The sequence below is a fragment of the Klebsiella sp. CD33 genome, assembly GCF_051992865.1.
Classification (GTDB): domain Bacteria; phylum Pseudomonadota; class Gammaproteobacteria; order Enterobacterales; family Enterobacteriaceae; genus Klebsiella; species Klebsiella pneumoniae.
Map to the genome: position 1 here is coordinate 2105809 of NZ_CP197023.1, position 16898 is coordinate 2122706.

At 58.1% G+C, this 16898-nt stretch carries 17 protein-coding genes and 1 other RNA gene; 8 read left to right on the forward strand and 10 right to left on the reverse strand.

Annotation, left to right across the window (positions count from 1 at the left end; translation table 11 throughout):
• Positions 1-4: 4 nt before the first annotated feature.
• Positions 5-304: an integration host factor subunit alpha gene (gene ihfA / locus ACR809_RS10450; RefSeq protein ID WP_002909098.1), complete on the forward strand. Its 300-nt coding sequence runs from the start codon at positions 5-7 to the stop codon at positions 302-304.
• Positions 305-356: 52 nt separating this feature from the next.
• Here the strand turns inward: ihfA and ACR809_RS10455 are convergent, their stop codons facing one another.
• The 3 genes from ACR809_RS10455 to ACR809_RS10465 are packed head-to-tail and all read right to left on the reverse strand — an operon-like array spanning position 357 to position 2924.
• Positions 357-710, reverse strand: coding sequence for a RidA family protein (locus ACR809_RS10455; RefSeq protein WP_002909094.1), 354 nt, complete (start codon positions 708-710; stop codon positions 357-359).
• Positions 707-1972 carry a D-amino acid dehydrogenase gene (locus ACR809_RS10460; RefSeq protein WP_322962240.1) on the reverse strand — a complete coding sequence of 422 codons (1266 nt, stop codon included), beginning with the start codon at positions 1970-1972 and terminating at the stop codon, positions 707-709. The genes ACR809_RS10455 and ACR809_RS10460 overlap by 4 nt, the downstream gene beginning before the upstream one ends.
• Before the next feature lie 37 nt (positions 1973-2009).
• Positions 2010-2924: a LysR family transcriptional regulator gene (locus ACR809_RS10465; RefSeq protein ID WP_002909089.1), complete on the reverse strand. Its 915-nt coding sequence runs from the start codon at positions 2922-2924 to the stop codon at positions 2010-2012.
• Between the two features lie 280 nt (positions 2925-3204).
• Between ACR809_RS10465 and ACR809_RS10470 the strand changes: the two genes are divergently transcribed.
• Together ACR809_RS10470 and btuC are read left to right on the forward strand one after the other, a co-directional pair.
• Positions 3205-4638, forward strand: coding sequence for a gluconate:proton symporter (locus ACR809_RS10470; RefSeq protein ID WP_004184568.1), 1434 nt, complete (start codon positions 3205-3207; stop codon positions 4636-4638).
• Positions 4639-4761: 123 nt separating this feature from the next.
• Positions 4762-5748, forward strand: coding sequence for a vitamin B12 ABC transporter permease BtuC (gene btuC, locus ACR809_RS10475; RefSeq protein WP_004151850.1), 987 nt, complete (start codon positions 4762-4764; stop codon positions 5746-5748).
• 36 nt (positions 5749-5784) lie between these two features.
• Here the strand turns inward: btuC and ACR809_RS10480 are convergent, their stop codons facing one another.
• Entirely contained in the window at positions 5785-6585 is an 801-nt protein-coding gene (locus ACR809_RS10480) for a MetQ/NlpA family ABC transporter substrate-binding protein (protein WP_002909085.1), read from the reverse strand.
• 236 nt (positions 6586-6821) lie between these two features.
• On the opposite strand from ACR809_RS10480, the gene ACR809_RS10485 reads away from it, so the two are divergent.
• The 4 genes from ACR809_RS10485 to selO all read left to right on the forward strand — a co-directional run bounded on the left by ACR809_RS10485 (position 6822) and on the right by selO (position 10224).
• Positions 6822-7373, forward strand: coding sequence for a glutathione peroxidase (locus ACR809_RS10485; protein WP_004175610.1), 552 nt, complete (start codon positions 6822-6824; stop codon positions 7371-7373).
• Complete coding sequence (gene btuD / locus ACR809_RS10490) at positions 7373-8122, forward strand: vitamin B12 ABC transporter ATP-binding protein BtuD (protein WP_122051222.1); 750 nt, start codon at positions 7373-7375, stop codon at positions 8120-8122. Before ACR809_RS10485 ends, btuD begins: the two co-directional genes overlap by 1 nt.
• A gap of 81 nt (positions 8123-8203) precedes the next feature.
• Positions 8204-8668 (forward strand): NlpC/P60 family protein, encoded by a 465-nt coding sequence (locus ACR809_RS10495; RefSeq protein ID WP_002909082.1) that lies wholly within the window; start codon positions 8204-8206, stop codon positions 8666-8668.
• Between the two features lie 113 nt (positions 8669-8781).
• Entirely contained in the window at positions 8782-10224 is a 1443-nt protein-coding gene (gene selO / locus ACR809_RS10500; protein WP_122051223.1) for a protein adenylyltransferase SelO, read from the forward strand.
• Between the two features lie 29 nt (positions 10225-10253).
• On the opposite strand, the gene hemP is transcribed toward selO, so the two are convergent.
• The 4 genes from hemP to ACR809_RS10520 all read right to left on the reverse strand — a co-directional run bounded on the left by hemP (position 10254) and on the right by ACR809_RS10520 (position 12887).
• The gene (gene hemP / locus ACR809_RS10505) at positions 10254-10433 is read right to left on the reverse strand and encodes a hemin uptake protein HemP (protein ID WP_014343179.1); all 180 of its coding nucleotides are present in this window, start codon (positions 10431-10433) and stop codon (positions 10254-10256) included.
• A 155-nt stretch (positions 10434-10588) separates the two neighbouring features.
• On the reverse strand, positions 10589-11635 hold the full coding sequence (aroH, locus tag ACR809_RS10510; protein WP_004180369.1) for a 3-deoxy-7-phosphoheptulonate synthase AroH: 1047 nt from the start codon (positions 11633-11635) through the stop codon (positions 10589-10591).
• A gap of 154 nt (positions 11636-11789) precedes the next feature.
• Complete coding sequence (gene ppsR, locus ACR809_RS10515; RefSeq protein WP_002909061.1) at positions 11790-12623, reverse strand: posphoenolpyruvate synthetase regulatory kinase/phosphorylase PpsR; 834 nt, start codon at positions 12621-12623, stop codon at positions 11790-11792.
• Positions 12624-12767: 144 nt separating this feature from the next.
• Positions 12768-12887: a hypothetical protein gene (locus tag ACR809_RS10520; RefSeq protein ID WP_009484225.1), complete on the reverse strand. Its 120-nt coding sequence runs from the start codon at positions 12885-12887 to the stop codon at positions 12768-12770.
• A gap of 75 nt (positions 12888-12962) precedes the next feature.
• On the opposite strand from ACR809_RS10520, the gene ppsA reads away from it, so the two are divergent.
• Positions 12963-15341 (forward strand): phosphoenolpyruvate synthase, encoded by a 2379-nt coding sequence (gene ppsA / locus ACR809_RS10525; RefSeq protein ID WP_002909055.1) that lies wholly within the window; start codon positions 12963-12965, stop codon positions 15339-15341.
• A gap of 86 nt (positions 15342-15427) precedes the next feature.
• Here ppsA and rprA read toward each other — a convergent pair.
• Together rprA and ydiK are read right to left on the reverse strand one after the other, a co-directional pair.
• Positions 15428-15535: antisense sRNA RprA (rprA, locus tag ACR809_RS10530), an RNA gene on the reverse strand.
• A gap of 188 nt (positions 15536-15723) precedes the next feature.
• The gene (gene ydiK, locus ACR809_RS10535) at positions 15724-16836 is read right to left on the reverse strand and encodes an AI-2E family transporter YdiK (protein ID WP_004148729.1); all 1113 of its coding nucleotides are present in this window, start codon (positions 16834-16836) and stop codon (positions 15724-15726) included.
• Between the last annotated feature and the right edge of the window lie 62 nt (positions 16837-16898).

Genomic DNA, 16898 nt, shown 5'->3' on the forward strand with positions numbered 1-16898 from the left:
ACCTATGGCGCTTACAAAAGCTGAAATGTCAGAATATCTGTTTGATAAGCTTGGGCTTAGCAAGCGGGATGCCAAAGAACTGGTCGAGTTGTTTTTCGAAGAGATCCGTCGTGCTCTGGAAAACGGAGAACAGGTCAAACTCTCCGGGTTCGGCAACTTCGATTTGCGGGATAAAAACCAACGCCCGGGACGTAACCCGAAGACGGGGGAGGATATTCCCATTACAGCCCGGCGCGTGGTGACCTTCAGACCCGGTCAGAAGCTGAAAAGCCGTGTCGAAAACGCGTCGCCGAAAGACAAATAATCTGAACTAATTAAAAAGGCCGCATTGCGGCCTTTTTCTTTTCTGTCAATCTTTACGCTTTGACGGCGGTGAGCATGATCTCCACCAGGATTTCTGGTCGCGCCATCTCCGCCTGCACGGCCGCTCGCGCCGGGCTATAGCCTTCCGGCATCCATTGCACCCACACCTCATTGAATGCGGCAAAGTCACGCTCGATATTTTTCAACCAGATCTGCGCGGAGAGAATGTGCTGCTTATCGCTCCCGGCCGCGGCCAGCAGCGCGTCGATCTTCTCCAGTACTTCACGGGTTTGTAAAACGATATCGTCTTCATTGCTTTTTGGCGTCTGCCCGGAGAGGAACAGCAGATCGCCATACGCAACGCTGGCGGCAAGACGAGGTTGTGGATTATTGCGAATAATTGTCATGCGGTTTGTTTCCATGTGAGACCTTCTAAAGAAATGTCTGGCATCTGATTGTCGATTAACGCGCCCAGCACCACCGCGCTGCCGGCGGCGAGAGTAAAGCCGAGGCTACCCTGGCCGAGGTTCATCCACAGGTTGGGGTATCCGGCGCGCCCCAGCATCGGCGGGCCAGCTGGCGTTGACGGGCGCATGCCGGTCCAGACTTCGGCCTCGTCCAGCCCCTCCAGTTCAGGAAAGCTGCGGGCGACGATGTTTTTCAGCGCCTGAATGCGGCTTTCGCGCAGTTCGTCGCCGTCGTAGCCGATGTCCACCATCGCCGCGATACGCAGCTGTTGGCCAAGGCGGGCATAAACGATTTTGTGCCCGTAGTCGGTGACGCTGATGTCAGGGGCAATACCTGCTTTTTCAGGATAGGGCAGGGTCAGGCTGTACCCCTTCAGGGCGCACAGCGGCACGCGAACCCCCAGATGCCCAAGCAGAGAACCACTGCCGTTACCGGCGGCGACGACATACTCATCGCCGGTGAGGGTCCCCTGACTGGTCTCCAGGCTGCTGATGCGTCCCCCGCGCTTATTGAGTCGCCGCACCTCACACTGGGTCAGCAGGCTAAAGTCGCTGCTGGCATTGAGCTTGTCGAGCAGGGCAAGGCAGAACTGATGACAATCTGCCGTTTCATCGCCTGGCGAATAGATTCCGCCCTGCAGAGAAGGACTAATATGTTTGAGCGCCGGCTCCAGCTGCAGGCAGGCTTCAGCATTCAGCGCCTGCTGATACTGAGGATCAATCCCTTTTGCTGCTTTATTAAAATCATATTCGCGACGATGGATAATTAATTTTCCGCTGCGCCGCCAGTGGAAATCGGCAAGATTATCCTCATCCCGCCACGCCTGCATGACCTGACGGCTGAGCAACGACAGGCGTAAAATATGGTCGCCATTCATTTTATTGGTCTGGTTATTACAGGCGCGCAGAAACTGCAGCAGCCAGCGCCACTGCTGGAGAGACATCCTGAGACGCATATTCAGCGGCGAATCGGCTTTGCCCATCCATTTCATTCCCTGCAGGGGAACGCCGCTGTCGGCAAGGGGGGCGACGTAGCGGTAACTTAATTGTCCGCCGTTGGCAAAACTGGTGGCGCTGCCCGGTTCGGCATTGCGCTCCAGTAATTGCACCTGATGGCCGCGCTTGATCAGTTCCCAGGCCGTGGCCAGACCGACCACGCCGCCGCCGATAATGACAATGCGTTTGTTCATAACCCGATATATCCACCGCTGATAAATTTATCGGGTTATGTCAAAGCATTTACCCCAGCGGCGCAATTGACTTTTTATGGTCAGGGTATAACCGCAGGTTAATCTCCTTGAGCTGCTGGCGCAGACGCTGGCAGAGAAAATCGACGAACTTTTGCGCCATCGGGCTCAGGGAAACGTCGGCCCGGCGTAACAGACAGAGGTTAATCGCCATCGGCGGCGTAATGGGATGGATCATCTCCGGGGCCAGGTTGTGCTGGGCGGAAAAGATATCAGTGATGCTGCAGCCCATGCCGCGCTTCACGAACTCGGTGGCCATATAGTAGGTCTGGACGTTTAGCCGGGTGGTGGAAAAGTCGCGACGGGTGGCGATGGCGGCAGAGAGCGAGTGCGGTCCCGGCGAGATCCAGCGCTGCTGGTCGATCTGGTCGATCTCCACCGCCCCCTGACGATAATGACGGTCGATGTACACCAGCGGTACTTCGGCAATCAGGGTGGTCAGGATCTCTCCCTGCTGCACCGGCTGTAGCGTCAGCGCCAAATCTATCTCGCGCAAATCCAGTTTTTTGACCAGCGTCTCGGTGTGCTCGGTAGTGAGCGTCATCACCAGGTTGCTGTTTTGCTGATAAAAGTCGGTCACCAGCTCCGGCACCAGGCTTAACCCCAGGCTTGGCAGACAGCCTAAAGTGATCTTGGCGCGCGGATCGCGAGCCAGGTTGTCGGCCAGCAGGCGCAGGTTGTCCAGGTCCTGATAAATGCTCTGCGCTTTTTCGAAAAGTGTGATCGCCTCGCTGGTCGGCAGCAGCTTGCCGCGCACCCGCTGAAACAGGGTAAAACCCAGCTTCATTTCGGCGCTTTTTAACGCTTTGCTGGCCGCGGGCTGGGAGATATTGAGCGCTTCCGCCGCCCGCGATAAAGAGCCGCAGGTCATGACGGCATAGAAGATTTCCAGATGACGCAGTTTCATGAACAGTTAACTCAGGGTTATAGCCTACCGATAAAAAGTCATTTTCTACTAACACTAAGTTAACATAGATTTAATCACCAATCAGCGCATTGGTTACATCTTGTGCTGTAGACCCCGCCCAATGGCGGCATATTACGCTCTCAGAATCGTTTCCTTTGTACCCAAACAAACCCTCAGGCCGCGGCCAATCAATAATGAAAAAGAGGGAGGATATTTTCTGAGCAGGCCCCCATACACCACCTGACCATCATGGTCGGATTGATTGGCATTAAGGAGTGTTATGAGTGACTCAACGCTCACAGGCAATGCGCCTGTCAGACAAAATATCACGCGGAAAAACGTTATTATTGGTCTGTTATTGCTGCTGTTCGTGTTGATCGCGCTGTGGTGCCACGGTCGACCAGGCAGCGAGCTTGGTCTGCTGGGATTTACGCCGCTGGTGGCGCTAGCGATATTATCGCTGATCGGCGTTGATATTGTGCTGGCGGTCATCTCCTCGATTATTATCGCCATGATAATGACCTCGACCGGCCTGCCGGAAATGGGCACGATGCTGGCGAAATCCACCGGGTCATTTATTGCCACCGTTGGGCTTATCATTATGCTCGGCGCCGGCGTGGGGGAAGTGGCCACCCGCACCGGCGCAGCGGTTGAGCTGGTAAAATTTGTCGTCCATCGCATCGGGTTGTCGAGTCAGACGCGGGTGAAATTCGGCATTGTGGCGTCATCGATTTTAATTTGCGGTTCGCTGGGCACTATGGCCGGTGGCAATGCCATTATCGTGGCAGTAATCATTCCGGTGGCGGCAGCGGTACGCTTAACCCCGCCAACGGTCGCCGCGCTGATGATGACCGCCGGTTCCGTTGGGCTGTTTACCGGGCCTTTCACCCCCAGTACCGTGACGATCCTCAGCCTCGGTGGGTTGAGCTATCCGGACTATCTGCTGTACGTTGGTCTGCCGATGAGCGCGGTCACGCTGCTGGCCGGCTGGGTAATGGCGGGACGGATCCAGAAGATGACCGAAGGCAAACTGCGCTATGACGTCGATCTCGCGGAAAAGCCGCAAGAGGATCTCAGCGCCGCGCAGCAGCGTCGGCGTAAATTAAGCGCGCTGGCCTTCGCGGCGACCATCATCGTGATGGCGATCGTTGGCGTGGTGATTAAAGCCGGCTTCAGCTTCGCGATAATCGTGATGTTGCTGGTGGCCCTGATGACCGGCCTGGTAGGCGGCCTGCGACCGACGCAGATCCTTCAGGCCCTGTATCACGGCTGCGGCCGTCTGGTGTGGATGTTTATTCTCTACTGGCTGTACAACCCGATCCTTGAGCTGATGGATGGCCTGCACGCCTATCAGGGGCTGCTGGAGTATACCCAACCGCTGCTGGAGGGGATCTCCCCGGCCTGGCTGTGCTTTAGCATCTTCGCGTTCAATATTATCGGCCATGTGCCCGGTGCGGCGGTGGCCCAGATGACCTTTACTCATAAAATCTTTGGCCCGATGCTGATGGCCGCCGGCGTGCCGCCCCAGGGGACCACCGCCGTGCTGCTGGCCTCATCCCAGGTGGACTGGTTCGGGCCGTTTCCCTCATCAGATATGTTCGGCCAGATGGGGCTGGCGCAGTCTACTCATCTGAAATATATGCTCTATAACGGCTGGGCAATCGTGGTGGCGAACATCATTCTCTTTGCGCTGCTGTTTCAGATTCTGGTGTGACGAACGACCGCAGACGCGGAGGAGATTTTCCTCCGCGTCGACGTTTGGTCGTGAGGTTTTCCTTTTCTCACCGCGACAGCCACCGTAAAATCAGCCTCTTGTTCCCCCTGCGTAATGGAATCTATGCTGACTCTCGCCCATCTTCAACAGCGCCGCAGCCGGCGTTGGCTCTTCGGATTAACGCTGTTGCTGCTGGTCACCCTGCTGATCAGCCTGTGCGCGGGGGAGCAATGGATCCCGCCCGGCGAGTGGCTCAGCGCCAAAGGCCAGCTGTTTATCTGGCAGATCCGCCTGCCGCGAACCCTGGCGGTGCTGCTGGTGGGGGCGGCGCTGGCGCTCTCCGGGGCGATTATGCAGGCGTTGTTTGAAAATCCGCTGGCGGAGCCGGGGCTGCTGGGGGTCTCCAACGGCGCGGGCGTCGGGCTGATTGCTGCCGTCCTGCTGGGCAAAGGAGTCTTGCCCGGCTGGGCGCTCGGCCTGTGTGCCATCTTTGGCGCGCTGCTGATCACTTTTATTCTGCTGCGTTTTGCCCGCCGCCATCTTTCTACCAGCCGTCTGCTGCTGGCGGGGGTGGCGCTGGGGATCATCTGCAGCGCCCTGATGACCTGGGCAGTCTACTTCTCCACCTCTTTTGACCTGCGTCAGCTAATGTACTGGATGATGGGCGGGTTTGGCGGCGTCGACTGGCAACAGCTGTGGCTGATGATAGCCCTCCTGCCGGTGCTCTGCTGGGTCTGTCTGCAGTCGCAACCCCTGAATTTACTGGCGCTGGGCGAAGTCTCCGCTCGTCAGCTTGGGCTGCCGCTGTGGCTGTGGCGCAAATTACTGGTGGTGGCGACCGGCTGGATGGTCGGCGTTAGCGTGGCGCTGGCGGGGGCGATTGGCTTTATCGGTCTGGTGATCCCGCATATTCTGCGGCTATGCGGCTTGAGCGATCACCGGGTGTTGCTCCCGGCCTGTATGCTGGCCGGGGCAAGCGCCTTGCTGGGGGCGGATATCATTGCCCGGCTGGCGCTTTCCGCCGCAGAGCTGCCGATTGGCGTGGTGACGGCGACCCTGGGCGCGCCGGTCTTTATCTGGTTGCTGCTGCGTTCGCGGGGGCGGGGATAGCGCGGCGCCGTCGGTAGGGACGGCGCCGGTTCAGGCTTACCAGCCTTTGATCGCGTCGCCTTTGTAGACTTCCTTCGCTTTTTCCGCGACTTCGCTGGTCTGGAAGGCGGCTTTTAATTCCTGAATTTTCTTGCTGTCCTTATTATCCTCGCGGGCGACTATCGCATTCACGTATGGGGAATCCGGCCCCTCCATAAACAGACCGTCGCGGGCGGCCGACAGGCCCGCCTGGGCGGAGAAGTTGGTGTTAATGATTGACAGGCTGACGTTCGGATCGTCAAGGGTACGGGTCAGCTGCGGGGTATCCACTTCAACAATTTTCAGCTGTTTCGGATTGTCGATGATATCCAGCGTGGTGGGTAAATAGCCGACGCCCGGTTTCAGCTTGAGTAACCCCTGCGCCTGAAGCAGCAGCAGGCTGCGGCCCAGGGTGGTGGTTTCATTAGAGATGGTCACCGTCGCCCCTTCGGGCAGTTCGCTGATATTTTTGATCCGGTGAGAATAGGCGGCGATAGGGAAGACAAAGGTTTTACCGACCACCGCAAATTTATAGCCGCGCTCTTTCGACTGCGCCTCAAGGTACGGCAGGGTCTGGAAGGCGTTGGCATCGACATCTTTGTTGTTCAGCGCTTCGTTGGGCAGCACATAATCATTGAAGGAGACCACTTCGACATCGAGGTGGTATTTATCCTTCGCCACCTGCTCCACCACTTTCCAGATGGCTTCGTCCGGCCCGGTATTGATAGCGACTTTTACTTTATTATCTTCATCCGGGGAGCAGGCGCTCAGCAGGGCGACAGAGGTGGCGATTAACGCCAGGCTAAACAACTTCTTCATCACTAAAACTCTCTTAAATTAACAAGTAACGAAACCATATTACATTCATGGAACACTGTACACGGAAATGGTCGACGGCCCAATTGAGAGGATTTCATGTTGCCGGCGGCCAGCGAAGCGCTGTTACATCATGCGACAACTCGGGGGGAATGGCAGTAGAATGGCGGGCGCTGAATCCGCTACAGTAGAAAGGGATCACCTTCACCGGAAACCGGTTTATCCATTGAGGACAGGCTATGCAACATGACATTCTGAATACCGAAGTGACGACCATTGATGGCGAGAAAACCACCCTGGCATCCTTTGCCGGCAAGGTGCTGCTGATCGTCAATGTGGCCTCGAAATGCGGCCTGACGCCGCAGTATGAGCAACTCGAGGATCTGCAAAAGCAGTTTGCCGCCGAGGGCTTCAGCGTGCTGGGGTTCCCCTGCAACCAGTTCCTCGGCCAGGAGCCGGGCAGTGAAGAGGAGATTAAGACCTTCTGCAGCACCACCTACGGCGTCACCTTCCCGCTGTTTAGCAAAATTGACGTCAACGGCGAACATCGCGCGCCGCTCTATCAAAAACTGATTGCCGCCGCACCGAAAGCGGTGGCCCCGGAAGGCAGCGGTTTTTATGAGCGGATGGCCAGCAAAGGCCGGGCGCCGCTGTATGTGGACGACATTCTGTGGAACTTCGAAAAATTCCTCATCAATCGCCAGGGCAACGTCATTCAGCGCTTCTCGCCGGATATGACGCCGGACGATCCGCAGCTGGTGGCGGCGATTAAAGGAGCGCTGGCGCAATAATGTCGTTTCTGATGCAGCTACAGGATGTAGAGACGGCGGGGCGCCTGGCCCCGTTTTCTGCGGCCTTTCGCGCCGGGGAGATTGTCCATCTGGTGGGGCCGAACGGCGCAGGGAAGAGCACGCTGCTGACCCGCATGGCGGGGCTGTCCGACGGCCCCGGCACGGTTCATTTTAACGGCCGGCTGCTTGACAAGTGGCCGGCGAGGGAGCTGGCGCGCCGTCGCGGGTATCTGTGTCAACACCAGACCCCGCCGTTCGCCATGCCGGTATGGCACTACCTGGCGCTGCATATGCAGCAGCAGGGTGATAGCGCCCGTCTGAGCGATATCGCGGCCAGGCTTGGTCTGGACAATAAGCTGGGCCGTCCGGTCAATCAGCTGTCGGGCGGCGAGTGGCAGCGCGTGCGGCTGGCGGCAGTGATCCTGCAGATCGATCCCTTGAGTAATTCCGCGGGTCAGCTGCTGCTGCTGGATGAGCCGATGAACAGTCTGGATGTGGCCCAGCAGGCGGCGCTGGATCGGCTGTTACACGAGCTGAGCGCGGCGGGGATTGCGGTGGTGATGAGCAGCCACGATCTCAACCATACCCTGCGCCACGCCGGTCAGAGCTGGCTGCTCTGCCAGGGGGAAGCCATCGCCTGCGGGGAGACCGCCGAGGTGCTGAATGAGGAAAATTTAACCGCCGCCTATGCGATCCCGTTCCAGCGCGTTGAGGTGGCCGGTCATATTATGCTCATCGCGTCACAGTAGCACGCAGTTATCTTGTCACTATATTGATAAACAAGCTAAATTATTGCGATAAAGAGACTAGGGACAGAGGGATCATCTGAAATGCGCTTCTGGTTCATGTTGGCGGCGGCGTTAATTTTAGCCGGCTGCAGCAGCCATCGGGCACCGCCGCCGAATCCTCGGCTGGCAGACTCCATTACGGTGGTGGCGAATCTGAACGAGCAGCTGCGCAGCTGGCGCGGCGCGCCGTATCGCTACGGCGGCATGACGCCGCGCGGCGTTGACTGCTCCGGCTTCGTGGTGCGCACGTTTCGCGATAAATTTGCCCTCCAGCTGCCGCGTGAAACCCGCGAGCAGGCGGAAATCGGCACCCGCATCGATAAGCGCGATCTGCTGCCCGGCGATCTGGTGTTCTTCAAAACCGGCTCAGGGGAGAGCGGTCTGCACGTTGGCATCTACGATACCGACAACCAGTTTATTCACGCCTCCACCAGCCAGGGCGTCACCCGTTCCTCGCTGGATAACGTCTACTGGAACAAAAAGTTCTGGCAGGCGCGGCGAATCTGACGTCATTCAGAAGCAAGAGGGAAGCGAACGCTTCCCTTTTTTATGCCGATAACCCTGCACTCCGCCCGTGTTAATCCGCTGTTCCAGGCACTACACTGGAGAGAGGAGGAACCATGACCCTTTCTTTTACCACCCACTGGCGGGATGAACTGCCGGACTTTTACACTTCCCTGTCACCAACGCCGTTGGATAACGCCCGACTCATCTGGCGCAACGCCCCGCTGGCGCAACAGCTGGAGGTGCCCGACGCCCTGTTTGCGCCTGAAAGCGGGGCCGGTGTCTGGGGCGGCGAAGCGCTGCTTCCGGGCATGTCGCCGCTGGCGCAGGTATATAGCGGCCATCAGTTTGGCGCCTGGGCCGGCCAGCTGGGCGACGGACGCGGGATCCTGCTCGGCGAGCAGCAGCTGGCGGATGGCCGCCGTTACGACTGGCATCTGAAAGGCGCCGGCCTGACTCCTTATTCGCGGATGGGGGACGGCCGCGCCGTGCTGCGCTCGACGATCCGGGAAAGTCTGGCGTCGGAGGCGATGCACGCTCTGGGGATCCCGACGACGCGCGCCCTGGCGATGGTGACCAGCGATACCCCGGTCTACCGCGAGCGCGTGGAGCCCGGCGCGATGCTGATGCGGGTGGCCGAGAGCCATGTGCGCTTCGGCCATTTCGAACATTTTTACTATCGCCGTGAGCCGCAGAAGGTCCAGCAACTGGCCGACTATGTTATTCGCCACCACTGGCCGCAGCTGCAGGATGAGGCGGATAAGTACCTGTTATGGTTCCGTGACGTTGTCACGCGTACCGCGCAGACTATCGCCAGCTGGCAAACCGTGGGCTTTGCCCATGGGGTGATGAATACCGACAACATGTCGATTCTCGGTCTGACCATCGACTACGGCCCGTATGGCTTCCTTGACGATTTCCAACCGGACTTCATCTGCAACCACTCCGATTATCAGGGGCGCTACAGTTTTGAAAACCAGCCGGCGGTGGGGCTGTGGAATCTGCAGCGTCTCGCCCAATCGCTGTCGCCGTTTATCAGCGCTGAAGCGTTAAACGCGGCGCTGGATGAGTATCAGCACGCCTTGCTGACCGCTTATGGCCAGCGGATGCGCGATAAACTCGGCCTGTTCAGCCAGCAGAAAGGGGATAACGACCTGCTGGACGGGCTGTTTGCCCTGATGATCCGCGAGAAGAGCGACTATACCCGGACGTTCCGCCTGCTGAGCCACAGCGAACAGCTCAGCGCCGCCTCGCCGCTGCGCGATGAGTTTATCGACCGCGCGGCCTTTGACAGCTGGTTTGCCGGGTATCGTGCGCGGCTGCGTGATGAACAGGTGGACGACGCGCAGCGCCAGCAGAGGATGCAGGGCGTGAATCCGGCGCTGGTGTTACGTAACTGGCTGGCGCAGCGGGCGATCGAGCAGGCTGAGGCGGGCGATATGGGCGAGCTGGAGCGCCTGCATGCCGCGCTGGCAGACCCCTTTACCGATCGCGAGGACGACTACGTCCGCCGCCCGCCGGACTGGGGGAAACGTCTGGAAGTCAGCTGCTCGAGCTAACTTGCCTCGCCCCGCGTTCAGCGGGGCGCTTACTTGGTCAGAATTAACTTCCCGGCGTGGGTCTGGCGCAGCAGATAGCGCTGGCCGCCATGCTCAATCACTACTCGTCCTTCGCTGCCTAACAGAACCCGACTGCTGATCTCTCTGTCCGTCGCCACGGGATAAGGGGCATTGTCTTTTGGTTTTTCAGCTGTGGCAGTGTTATCCATACGCGTCATAGCTCTCAAAATAAAAATCAAGGCAACAATGATAATCATTATCAATAATGTTGTTTTTGACGGCAAGCGTTATTTATCGTGTTACCGGATTTGGTAGGGGAGTCAGCGAAGAGAATTGCCCGCCGCAGGCGCGGCGGGCGGAGCGGTTACAGGCGTGTGGCGGTGGCCGCAGCCAGCTCGCTCAATAATCTTTCGCTGTCTTCCCAGCTCAGGCAGGGGTCGGTGATCGACTGGCCCCAGGTCAACGGCTGGCCGGGGACCACTTTCTGAGTGCCTTCCTGCAGGAAGCTTTCGGCCATAATCCCGGCGATGGCGGTGGAGCCCGCGCGAATTTGCTGACAGATATCGGCGCACACCTCCAGCTGACGGCGGTGCTGCTTCTGGCAGTTGCCATGGCTGAAATCAACGACCAGCTGTTCCGGCAGATCGAATTCACGCAGCGCCTCGCCGGCGGCGGCGATATCCTCGGCGTGATAGTTTGGCCGTTTGCCGCCGCGCATAATGATATGCCCGTACGGGTTGCCGCTGGTCTGGTAAATCGTCATCTGCCCCTGCTTGTCCGGGGAGAGGAACATATGGCTGGCGCGGGAGGCGCGGATGGCGTCCACCGCGATACGCGTATTGCCGTCGGTGCCGTTTTTAAATCCAACCGGGCAGGAGAGCGCTGAGGCCATTTCACGGTGGATCTGGCTTTCAGTGGTGCGCGCCCCGATGGCCCCCCAGCTGATGAGATCGGCGATAAACTGACCGGTCACCATATCGAGAAACTCGGTGGCCGTCGGTACCCCCAGCTCATTAACCTGCAGCAGCAGGCGCCGCGCCAGCTCAATTCCGTGGTTGACCCGGTAGCTGCCGTTGAGGTCGGGATCGGAGATTAAGCCTTTCCAGCCCACCACGGTACGCGGTTTTTCAAAGTAGGTGCGCATCACGATCTCCAGCTGCGGCTGATAGCGCTCGCGCATGCCCTGCAGGCGGCGGGCATACTCCAGCGCCGCGTCGGTGTCGTGAATGGAGCAGGGGCCGATAATCACCAGCAGTCGGCGGTCTTCGCCGTTGAGGATTTTTTCAATTCGGCGGCGGGAGGCCGAGACGTGGGCAGCCACGTCGGCCGTCACGGGATGGCGCTGGGCCAGCTCCGCGGGCGTTACCAGGCTCTCAATGCGCGCGGTACGCAATTCGTCTGTTTTATTCATTGGGGTCTCAAAAATCTGTTTCTTCCGCGGCGAAAATGCCGGGAAGTGATGCGCATCACGATAAACCAATCCCTGCTTATTGCAAGAGCAGGGCATGATCCTGTATAGGCCACGGGTGATAGCATAAACAAATTTTTAATAATGTACTAGTGTATTAGTACATTCTGCGATTCAGCCCCATGATGTCCATGATTTTTGTCGCTATTTCCTCAACGGAATAGTTGGTGCTGTTCAGGCAGGGGATTTTATTCTTGCGATACAGGGCCTCCACTTCGGTCACTTCCATCCGACACTGGCGCAGGGAGGCGTAGCGGCTGTTCTCCCGGCGCTCCTCGCGGATCGCCGCCAGACGCTCCGGATTGATGGTCAGGCCGAACATCTTATGCTGCAGGGGTTTCAGCGAGGCCGGCAGCACCAGATTGTCCATATCGTCGGCGATAAACGGATAGTTGGCGGCGCGAATACCGTACTGCATGGCGAGATACAGACTGGTGGGTGTTTTGCCGCAGCGCGAGACGCCGAGGAGGATCACCTGCGCCTGGTCAAGGTTGCGCAGCGAGATGCCATCGTCATGGGCGAGGGTATAATCGATGGCGGCGATACGCGCATCGTATTTAATCAGGTTGCCAGGGTTGAGGCCGTGGGTGCGGTGGGCCACCGGCGTCGGGTCGAGGTTGAGCTCCTGCTGCAGCGGGGCCACCAGCGCCTGCACGATATCCTGACAAAAGCCTTCGCTTTGCAGAATAATGTCGCGTATTTCCGGGATGACGATGGAGTAGAACACCAGCGGGCGAATACCCGTTTGCTGATAGATGGCGTCGATCTGCTCCTTCACCGCCCGCGCGCGGCTGATGTTTTCCACAAACGGCAGGGTTACGCTGCTGATGGCGACCGGGAATTGCGACATCACGGCATGCCCCAGCACCTCCGCCGTAATGGCGGTACCGTCAGAAATATAAAATACGTGGCGATCTACAGCACTTTCCATTTTGACCATCCGGTATAATGAGTTTAATTGCCTGAAAGCGGATATTAAATTTAAGCATATCCCTGTTTGATTTGTCTCTTGTTAAAATTGAAACGCTATTTTTGTTTTTTATGAAAAGGGTGGTTCATTTTCTTTTTGTCGCCGTTATTTCCAGCGTTTTCCATCAGAATTCCTAAAAATCATCAAGTTAGCAATATCGGGGGAACAGTCCGAAAAATGAAAAAATAATTTGCTTGAACGATTCACCGTTTTTTTCAGCTTCATAAATATGTCAGGATAATCCTGCAGTCGATCGTGAAATTTTTTTCACTGGTATTAAATCACAAAAGGATTGTCTCGATGTCCAACAATGGCTCGTCACCGCTGGTGCTTTGGTATAACCAACTCGGCATGAATGATGTAGACAGAGTTGGGGGCAAAAATGCCTCCCTTGGTGAAATGATTACGAATCTGTCCGGTATGGGTGTTTCCGTACCTAACGGGTTTGCCACCACCGCTGATGCTTTCAATCAGTTCCTGGACCAAAGCGGTGTTAACCAGCGCATCTATGCGCTGCTGGATGAAACCGACATTGACGACGTTTCCGCATTAGCGAAAGCGGGCGCGCAGATCCGACAGTGGATCATCGATACCCCCTTCCAGAGCGAACTGGAAAACGCGATTCGCGATGCTTATGACCTGCTGTCCGCCGATGACGCTGAGGCCTCATTCGCCGTGCGCTCTTCCGCCACCGCGGAAGATATGCCGGACGCCTCCTTCGCCGGGCAGCAAGAGACATTCCTCAACGTGCAGGGCTTTGACGCCGTGCTCGTTGCCGTGAAGCACGTGTTTGCTTCGCTGTTTAACGATCGCGCAATCTCCTACCGCGTGCATCAGGGTTACGATCACCGCGGCGTGGCGCTCTCCGCCGGGGTGCAGAGGATGGTCCGCTCCGATCTGGCCTCCTCCGGCGTCATGTTCTCCATCGATACCGAATCCGGCTTTGACCAGGTGGTGTTTATCACCTCGGCGTGGGGTTTGGGCGAGATGGTGGTGCAGGGCGCGGTGAACCCGGACGAATTCTACGTCCACAAACCGACGCTGGCCGCTGGCCGTCCGGCGATCGTGCGCCGCACCATGGGGTCGAAAAAGATCCGTATGGTTTACGCGCCGACCCAGGAGCACGGTAAACAGGTGCGTATCGAAGATGTGCCGCAGGCGCAGCGCGATATTTTCTCGTTAAGCAACGAGGAAGTGCAGGAGCTGGCGAAGCAGGCGGTGCAGATCGAGAAGCACTACGGCCGTCCGATGGATATCGAGTGGGCGAAAGATGGCCACACCGGTAAGCTATTTATCGTCCAGGCGCGTCCTGAAACCGTGCGTTCCCGCGGCCAGGTGATGGAGCGTTATACCCTCCACGCTCAGGGGCAGATCATCGCCGAAGGGCGCGCCATCGGCCACCGCATTGGCGCCGGTCCGGTCAAGGTGATCCACGATATCAGCGAGATGAATCGCATTGAGCCAGGCGACGTACTGGTTACCGATATGACCGACCCGGACTGGGAACCGATCATGAAAAAAGCCTCGGCGATTGTCACCAACCGCGGCGGGCGTACCTGTCACGCGGCGATTATCGCCCGTGAGCTGGGGATCCCGGCGGTGGTCGGCTGCGGCGATGCTACCGATCGCATTCAGGAAAATCAGAATGTCACCGTCTCCTGCGCCGAAGGCGACACCGGCTATGTCTACGCCGAGCTGCTCGACTTCAGCGTCAAAAGCTCCAGCGTCGGCGACATGCCGGATCTGCCGCTGAAGGTGATGATGAACGTCGGCAACCCGGATCGCGCGTTCGACTTCGCCTGCCTGCCGAACGAAGGCGTCGGTCTGGCGCGGCTGGAATTTATCATCAACCGTATGATTGGCGTTCATCCGCGCGCGCTGCTGGAGTTTGACGACCAGGAGCCGGGCCTGCAGAACGAAATCCGCGAGCTGATGAAAGGCTACGATTCGCCGAGAGAGTTCTACGTTGGCCGCCTGACCGAAGGGATCGCCACCCTCGGCGCCGCTTTCTATCCGAAACGGGTCATCGTGCGTCTGTCGGACTTCAAATCGAACGAATACGCCAACCTGGTGGGCGGCGAGCGCTATGAGCCGGAAGAAGAGAACCCGATGCTCGGCTTCCGCGGCGCCGGACGCTACGTTTCCGAAAGCTTCCGCGACTGTTTCGCCCTTGAATGCGAAGCGATGAAGCGCGTGCGTAACGATATGGGACTGACCAACGTTGAAGTGATGGTCCCGTTCGTCCGTACCGTCGCCCAGGCGAAAGCGGTGGTCGAAGAGCTGGAGCGTCAGGGGCTGAAGCGCGGCGAGAACGGGCTGAAGATCATTATGATGTGCGAGATCCCGTCGAACGCCTTGCTGGCGGAGCAGTTCCTCGAGTACTTCGACGGCTTCTCCATCGGTTCGAACGACATGACCCAACTGGCGCTCGGTCTGGATCGCGATTCCGGTGTGGTTTCTGAGCTGTTTGATGAACGCAACGACGCGGTGAAAGCCCTGCTGTCGATGGCCATCCGCGCGGCGAAGAAACAGGGTAAATACGTCGGCATCTGCGGCCAGGGGCCGTCTGACCATGAGGATTTCGCCGCCTGGCTGATGGAAGAGGGGATTGATAGCTTGTCCCTGAACCCGGATACCGTGGTACAAACCTGGTTAGGTCTGGCGGAACTGAAAAAATAAGTTCGCCCTGACAGGACCGATCCCCGGCAGCGATGCCGGGGATTTTTTTTACCGGTGTCAGGCTATCTGGTGTCGTGATGCGCAGGGCAAAAAAAAGCCCATCGTGGGAGATGGGCAAAGACTACACACAGCAATTCGTTGTTTCACTCAGGGGATTTCCATGCTTATAAATCAAGGTGTTGATTTATAACCGTGAGCTAATAGTAGGCAGCGGGGCCTTTGCCGTCGATCAGATTCCTCTCAATAGTTAAATTGTTGTGAAGGACCGGGGGAGGAAAGCGAGGTGAAGGGCGCGCGGGGCCAGCGCATTGCCGGCGATCAATAAATTTTGCTTAACAATATGCGGGCAAAGAAACAGGCGGGTCTCCCCGCCTGCCAGGCATTACTTGCGACCGGCCTCCAGCTCACTAAGCTCTTCAAGGACGACGTCAGGGTCTTTCGGCGGCGGCGGCACCTCATGCACCCAGGCGTCATACAGTCGCCAGGAGACGGCGAGCAGCACCGGACCGATAAACAGGCCGATCATGCCGAAGGCGATCAGGCCGCCAATGACGCCGGTGAGGATAAGGATCATTGGCAGGTCGGCGCCCATGCGGATGAGCACCGGACGAATAACGTTGTCCATGGTGCCGACTACGCAGCTCCAGACCAGCAGCACGGTGCCCCAGGTGGTGTCCCCGCTCCAGTAAAGCCAGATAATCGACGGCACCAAAACCAGTAAAGGGCCGAGCTGAACCAGACAGGTAAAGATCATCACCACGGTCAGCAGAGCGGCGTAGGGCACGCCGGAGACGGCAAGGCCAATCCCGCCCAGTACCGCCTGAGTGAGGGCAGTGACCACCACGCCCAGCGCCACGGCGCGCACGGCCTGGCCGGCCAGCAGCACCGCGGCGTCGCCGCGTTTGGCCGCGAGGCGCGTGGCGAAGTAGCGGAAACCATAGGCCACCTGCTCGCCGCGCCAGTAGAGCAGCGCGCTGAACAGCAGCATCAAACCGCAGTAGACCAGCAGCTTGCCGATGTGCGCCGCCTGACCGACAAACCAGCTGGTGGTGGTGCCAATATAGGGACGAACCTTGGCCATAATCGCCGAGCCGCCCATATCCAGCAGACCGTGCCAGGCGGAGTACAGTTTATCGCCGACCAGCGGTACGCTGTTGAGCCAGGCGAAATCCGGCAGCGTCACATTTCCGCTGCTGATGAGTTTGATCAGCGGAACGCTGTTATCCACCAGGCTGTTGACCAGCAGAGCGATAGGAATAACGAATAGCAGAAACAGCAACAGGGTCATCGCCAGCACCGCCAGCAGTCGTTTGCCGAACAGCACACGCTGCAGACGCAGCAGCACCGGCCAGGTGGCGATCACCACCGTACCGGCCCAGGCGAAGGACAGAATAAACGGCTGCACAACCCACAGGCAGGATATGATAATCAGGGCCAGGAACAGCACCGACAGCAGTATTTGCGGAATGTCCCGAGGCTGATGAGGATTAATCATAGAGAAATTTTACCTTTCCAGTCGCGCCAAACAGCTGGCGCCGCGTAAATCCATATACTGAT